We start from the raw sequence: 6,245 nt of genomic DNA on the forward strand, positions 1-6,245 counted from the left end.
ACCATGCGTTATTTCCTCTTTATTGCCGGTGTGCTTGCATTTGTTTCGCTCTATATTCTCACGCTGGCCACCGGCAACGACAGTATTTTGGGCGACTATTTTTGGTGGATTATCGCAGCAAGCAGTGTGTTGGTGGCGGTGCTGCTGGCGGTGCTGGTGCGTTATGTCCGCCTGCTGCTGCGCGATGTGCAGCGCGGCGTGTTCGGCTCGCAGATCGCCCGCCGCCTGGCAGGTATGTTTACGCTGGTGGCGGTGTTGCCGGGGTTGTTTTTGTTCGGTGTGTCGGCCCAGTTTATTTCCAACAGCATCAATTCATGGTTTGGCAACGATACCCATGATGCGCTCGAGCGCGGGTTAAACTTAAGCAAATCGGCGTTAAATCTGGCGTTGGATAACAGTATGCGCAATGCCGTCCCGCTGCAAATCGACTTGATCAGCAGCGCATCTTTGGGGCGGAACCTGAGCCGTGCATTGGAGCGCGCACCCGATACACAGCAATTCAGCCAGCTTGCGGTGTACAACCTGAACACGCAGGCACTAGAGGTGGTGCGCAACCCCGCCAAATTGCCGGCACCGGTGTTGGATAACGTAACACGCGATCTGCTGGAAAAGTCCGGATCGGCGCGGAGTATCGAAAATGTCGGCGGTGTGCTGTATGCGCAAGGTTGGCTGGCGGTGAATACCGACAACGGCAGCAGTGCGCTGTTTTTCCGGCAGGCTGTCCCTGAAAACGTGGCGCAAGATGCCACGCTGATTGAAGCGGCGCGCGCCAAATATGCCGAGCTGACTTATGCTAAGCAAGGCCTGCAAACGTTTTTTCTGGTCACTCTGCTGGTAACCACTTTGCTGGCGATTATGCTGGCTTTGGTGATGGCGCTGTATTTCGCCCGCCGTTTTGTCGAACCGGTGTTGTCGCTGGCAGAAGGCGCGCGGGCGGTGGCGCAGGGTGATTTTTCGCAGAAACGGCCGGTTTTCCGCAACGATGAATTCGGCAGGCTTACGCATTTGTTCAACCACATGACCGAGCAGCTGAGGATTGCCCAAGAGGCCAGCGAGCGCAACCGTGTGCAGCAGGAAGCCGCCCGCCATTATCTCGAATGCGTGTTGTCGAGCCTGACCACCGGCGTGGTAACGATAGACGACACAGGCCGTCTGAAAGCCTATAACGAAAGTGCGGAGCATATACTCGGTGTTTCATTGCAGGATTTGGCCGGCACCAGTTGGCATGATTGGCCGAAGCAGTCGCCGCAGCACGCCGTATTGGCAGAAACATTCGCTTCCATCGTGGAAACTGCGCCGGTGGACAAAGCCGTGCAGCTGAGCTATGCCGCTCCCGATGAAGCACGGATTCTGCTGGGCAAAGCCACCATTCTGCCCGATGACAACGACAACGGTATCGTGATGGTGTTTGACGACATCACCACACTGGTGCGGGCGCAAAAAGAAGCGGCTTGGGGGGAAGTAGCCAAACGGTTGGCACACGAAATCCGCAATCCGCTTACCCCTATCCAGCTTTCTGCCGAAAGATTGGCATGGAAATTGCATGATAAACTTGGCGAACAAGATGCGCAGATTCTGACGCGTTCCACCGGCACGATTATCAAGCAGGTGGCGGCGTTGAAAGAAATGGTGGAAGCCTTCCGCAATTATGCGCGTGCGCCCTCGCTCAAACTCGAACCGCTTGATTTGAACCAAATTATTGAAGAAATTCTGTTTTTATATGAAGGCAGTAAGTGTACATTCACCCCCGATTTAAGTAATATAGCCCTTTTCGTTGCGGCTGACACTACCGCTATGCGGCAGGTGTTGCACAATATTTTCAAAAATGCGGCCGAAGCGGCCGAAGAAGAAAGCCTGCCGGTTGTCCGTGTGTGTACTCAGCCGGCCGAAGACGGCAAACATGTGGTGCTTACCGTAACCAATAACGGCAAAAGTTTCAGCAAAGAAATGCTGCATCATGCGTTCGAGCCTTATGTAACCGACAAACCCGCCGGCACCGGCTTGGGTTTGCCCGTTGTGAAAAAAATCATCGAAGAACACGGCGGCCGCATCGGCCTGAGCAATCCGGCAGAGGGCGGCGCGTGTGTCAGAATAGTCTTACCCAGATTGGTAGAAGCATATGCGTAGTAGTGATATTTTAATTGTGGACGATGAAATCGGTATCCGCGACCTGCTCTCGGAAATCCTCCAAGACGAAGGCTACACCGTTACCTTGGCCGAAAATGCCGAAGAAGCGCGCCAGCTCCGCCACCAAACCCGCCCGGCGATGGTGCTGCTCGATATCTGGATGCCCGATTGTGACGGCATCACTCTTTTGAAAGAGTGGGCAAAAAACGGTCAGCTCACTATGCCGGTAGTGATGATGAGCGGCCATGCCAGCATCGATACGGCTGTGGAGGCCACCAAAATCGGTGCGTTGGATTTTCTTGAAAAGCCTATTGCGCTGCAAAAACTGCTGAGTACGGTTGACCGCGCGCTGAAATACGGCGAAATGCAGGCTGCTGCAGGGCTTTCGCTCGACAAACTCGGCAACAGCCCATCGATTCAAGAGCTTAACCGCGCGCTGGAGCCGGCAATCAAACAAAACAAGCCTGTGCTGCTAACCGGTGAGGGCGGATCGCCGTTTGAGATGGTGGCGCGGTATTTCCATAAGGCCGGCAGCCCGTGGGTGGAGCCGGGAAAAACCGAGCATATCGTTGATATCCCGATGGAACTACTGCAAAAAGCGGCAGGCGGCATATTGTATCTCGGCGATATTTCCGAATACAGCAAAAGCCTGCAACAGGGTATTGCTTTTTTATTGAGCAAAGCCGAGCGCAGCAATGTGCGGATTGTTTGCGCCGCCAGCCGGCAAAGCGAAGCAGCCGAAAACCCGGTTGCGGATGCCAGGCTGCAAGAGGCGCTGTCGGCATATATAATTCAGATTCCGCCGCTGCGCAGCCAACCCGACGATATAGTGTTTTTGGTTGGGCAGATTCTGAGCGGGTTGGCCGAAACGCAGAAAATCACGCCGGTAAAATTCAGCCCCGCAGCATTGAATGTTTTGCGCCAATATGATTGGCCGGGCAATTTCGAGCAATTGCGCAGCGTTGTGAAAAATCTCGCATTGGGCGCGGAGGGCGGAGAAGTGGATGAGCAGGCGGCAGGTGCCGTGCTCGGGCAGATGAACCGGGCACCGGTGTCGGAGATGGTGGGCGGTTTCAACTTCAATATGCCGTTGCGCGAATTGCGCGAAGAATTGGAACGCCGTTATTTCGAATACCATATCGTTCAGGAAAGCCACAATATGAGCAGAGTGGCGCAGAAAGTGGGCTTGGAACGTACCCACCTTTACCGCAAACTGAAGCAGCTGGGTATCAATTTTTCGCGCCGCGGCGGTGATAAAAACACCGATGAATAAGTATGAAATGGATTTAGCCGCTCAGGCCGCCTGAAAATTTTTCAGACGGCCTGAGCGGCTTTTTTTAAGCCTTTCCGTATTACAAATGTTTGCGGAGGGTAGGCAGAAAACAACAAAGTATTGTTCAGACGGCCTGTTTTGTGAGAAAAACAGCATAAAGTGAAAAAAATTATTATAGAATCGAGTGCCTACACTAAATTTTGTAATAAAACACTACCGATGCAGCAGGCGGTACTTTAATGTAAAACAGTAGTCTACCGTGTCGGGCGACATCGACATCGGGCGCTTTTACAGATTGTTCTGTCTTAATTTTTTGATGGGTTTGAAACTATGAAATACACACCGCATTACCTTGCTATGATTGTCGGTGCGGCATTTGCCGTGCAGGCATACGCTTCCGGTTATCATTTCGGCACACAATCCGTTTCGGCGCAGAGCACAGCCAATGCCGCCGCCGGCGAAGCCGCAGATGCATCAACCTTGTTTTACAATCCCGCAGGCCTCGTTAAGCTGGAAAGCTCTGAAATTTCCGCTTCCTTAAATCTCGTATCCCCCAGTGTGAAATATCGTGAAGGCAGGGCAGTTTATAACGGGGGGACGGCGGTTAGTAATAGCAGCAGCAGCGGTAAAATCACCAAAGACTTGGTGTTTGCCCCGCATCTTTACGGTGCCTATAAAGTAAACGATGATGTGGCTGCCGGTTTGGGTGTTTATGTGCCGTTTGGTTCCAAAACCGAATACGATCATGATTCTGCCTTGCGTTACAACCTGAATAAAACCGAATTGACTTCTGTTGCGGTAGAGCCTGCCGTGGCATTCAAATTAAACGAAAACCATTCGGTTGCCATAGGTGCCGTTGCCCAATACAGCACGGCCCAGTTGCGGAAATATGCAGATTGGGCGGCATCGATGCGGCACACTGTGCTCAATCCTGACCCTGCCGGGGTCGGCAATATGGACGGCTACTCCGAAGTTAAAGGCAAAGATTGGGGCTTCGGCTACCATTTGGCTTGGATGTGGGATATTAATGACCGCAGCCGTGTGGGCGTAAATTACCGTTCGCACATCAAGCATCATTTGGCGGGATCGGCAGATTGGACGGCGCAGGGTACTGTAGCACAGCGCCTGTATGCTGCCCGTATCGGCAAAACATTGGAAAACGGCGGAACCGGCTATGTGGCGCATGAAAAAGCCGGCCTGAAAATCACCACGCCCGAATCCTTGTCGGTACACGGTATGTATCGCGCGGGCAGACAATGGGATTTGTTCGGCGATGTAACATGGACGCGCCATTCGCGCTTTAACCGTGCTGAATTACAGTTTGAAAACGCCAAACGGACTGTCAGCGGCCGGCCGTCCAACCAAACCGTCATCGAACCTAATTGGCGCGATACTTATAAAGTATCGCTCGGAGCAGCATACCAAATCAGCAACCCCCTGCAATTGCGCTTCGGTATGGCTTATGACCAATCCCCCGTGCGCAATACCAACGAGCGGTTGGTTACCATGCCCGACAACAACCGCATTTGGTATTCGCTGGGTGCAAAATACGATATCGGCAAAAATCATACGTTAAACGCTGCATACAGCTATATATATATCCAGAAGAGCGATGCTGTTGTGCAGGATAAACCTTCCAACGCACAGGTAACCACGGTGGACAGTAACGTTTCATCATCTGCCGGCTATAAAAGCCACGCCCATATCGTAGGTTTGCAATACAGCTACCGATTTTAAAAAATAAACACACCAAAGAATGTAAAAATGCCTCCTTTCACCGGGGGCAATATATCAGGCCGTCTGAAAATACCCGGACGGCCTTCGGTGTTTCATTCCAAAGCGGAAGGCAATGGTTTTAAAGCGGTTTATGTTATAATCCGCCTTCGGTTTTGAACTCAATATTTTTAAAGGAATAAAAAATGTCGCTCTTTATCACGGATGAGTGTATTAACTGTGATGTCTGCGAGCCGGAGTGTCCTAACGATGCCATCTCACAAGGGGAGGAGATCTATGAAATCAACCCCAACCTGTGCACACAATGTGTCGGACACTACGATGAGCCCCAGTGTCAGCAGGTATGTCCGGTAGACTGCATTCTGATTGATGAAGAAAATCCCGAAAGCCAAGAGCAGCTGCAGGCAAAATACGAACGTATTGTTGCAGAGAGATAAGCCGTTCAGAGGCCGTCTGAATAAAATAAATTTATTTAAAATTACCATATTAAGATTAATCAATAAAAAAAAGCAAAAATCATCTTGACTGGGTTGCGGGAAGTCTCTAATATTGCATCTCTCTTTTTGGAGGGATTCCCGAGCGGTCAAAGGGGGCAGACTGTAAATCTGTTGCGTAAGCTTCGAAGGTTCGAATCCTTCTCCCTCCACCAAAAAATCCAATCAAACTTGGAGCAGAGAAACAGAGTAAGCGGGTGTAGCTCAATGGTAGAGCAGAAGCCTTCCAAGCTTACGGTGAGGGTTCGATTCCCTTCACCCGCTCCAGAAAATCAGCCCATGTAGCTCAGGGGTAGAGCACTCCCTTGGTAAGGGAGAGGTCGGCAGTTCAATTCTGCCCATGGGCACCAATTCATTTATTTACCCGGACTTAAATCTTTAGGAATAGGAAATTGCCATGGCTAAAGAGAAATTCGAGCGGAGCAAGCCGCACGTAAACGTTGGCACCATCGGTCACGTTGACCATGGTAAAACCACTTTGACTGCCGCGCTGACCACCATTTTGGCAGAAAAATTCGGCGGTCAGGCTAAAGGCTACGACCAAATCGACAATGCCCCGGAAGAAAAAGCCCGCGGCATCACCATCAATACCTCGCACGTGGAATACGAAACCGAAG

Annotated in this window: 5 protein-coding genes and 3 tRNA genes; all 8 read left to right on the forward strand. The window is 51.5% G+C overall.

All coding sequences use genetic code 11. The features are described from left to right. Nucleotides 1–3 precede the first annotated feature (3 nt). Nucleotides 4–2,127 carry a PAS domain-containing sensor histidine kinase gene (locus tag IR141_RS05220; RefSeq protein WP_135034600.1) on the forward strand — a complete coding sequence of 708 codons (2,124 nt, stop codon included), beginning with the start codon at nucleotides 4–6 and terminating at the stop codon, nucleotides 2,125–2,127. Then, complete coding sequence (locus tag IR141_RS05225; RefSeq protein WP_135034601.1) at nucleotides 2,120–3,400, forward strand: sigma-54 dependent transcriptional regulator; 1,281 nt, start codon at nucleotides 2,120–2,122, stop codon at nucleotides 3,398–3,400. The genes IR141_RS05220 and IR141_RS05225 overlap by 8 nt, the downstream gene beginning before the upstream one ends. Before the next feature lie 330 nt (nucleotides 3,401–3,730). Beyond that, on the forward strand, nucleotides 3,731–5,137 hold the full coding sequence (locus IR141_RS05230; protein ID WP_135034602.1) for an OmpP1/FadL family transporter: 1,407 nt from the start codon (nucleotides 3,731–3,733) through the stop codon (nucleotides 5,135–5,137). A 182-nt stretch (nucleotides 5,138–5,319) separates the two neighbouring features. Beyond that, nucleotides 5,320–5,571: a YfhL family 4Fe-4S dicluster ferredoxin gene (locus IR141_RS05235; protein ID WP_135034603.1), complete on the forward strand. Its 252-nt coding sequence runs from the start codon at nucleotides 5,320–5,322 to the stop codon at nucleotides 5,569–5,571. Between the two features lie 128 nt (nucleotides 5,572–5,699). Then, nucleotides 5,700–5,783 (forward strand) — tRNA-Tyr (locus IR141_RS05240). Between the two features lie 38 nt (nucleotides 5,784–5,821). After that, nucleotides 5,822–5,895, forward strand: a tRNA-Gly gene (locus IR141_RS05245). 8 nt (nucleotides 5,896–5,903) lie between these two features. Then, nucleotides 5,904–5,978, forward strand: a tRNA-Thr gene (locus IR141_RS05250). A gap of 47 nt (nucleotides 5,979–6,025) precedes the next feature. Next, a partial coding sequence (locus IR141_RS05255; RefSeq protein WP_228068166.1) for a GTP-binding protein occupies nucleotides 6,026–6,245 on the forward strand: 220 nt, incomplete at its 3' end.

The organism is Neisseria sp. 19428wB4_WF04 (assembly GCF_015235335.1).
Taxonomy (GTDB): domain Bacteria; phylum Pseudomonadota; class Gammaproteobacteria; order Burkholderiales; family Neisseriaceae; genus Neisseria; species Neisseria musculi.

Coding starts and splice junctions, on each gene's coding strand:
- IR141_RS05220 (WP_135034600.1), top strand. CDS start 4: ATGCGTTATTTCCTCTTTATTGCCGGTGTGCTTGCATTTGTTTCGCTC.
- IR141_RS05225 (WP_135034601.1), top strand. CDS start 2,120: ATGCGTAGTAGTGATATTTTAATTGTGGACGATGAAATCGGTATCCGC.
- IR141_RS05230 (WP_135034602.1), top strand. CDS start 3,731: ATGAAATACACACCGCATTACCTTGCTATGATTGTCGGTGCGGCATTT.
- IR141_RS05235 (WP_135034603.1), top strand. CDS start 5,320: ATGTCGCTCTTTATCACGGATGAGTGTATTAACTGTGATGTCTGCGAG.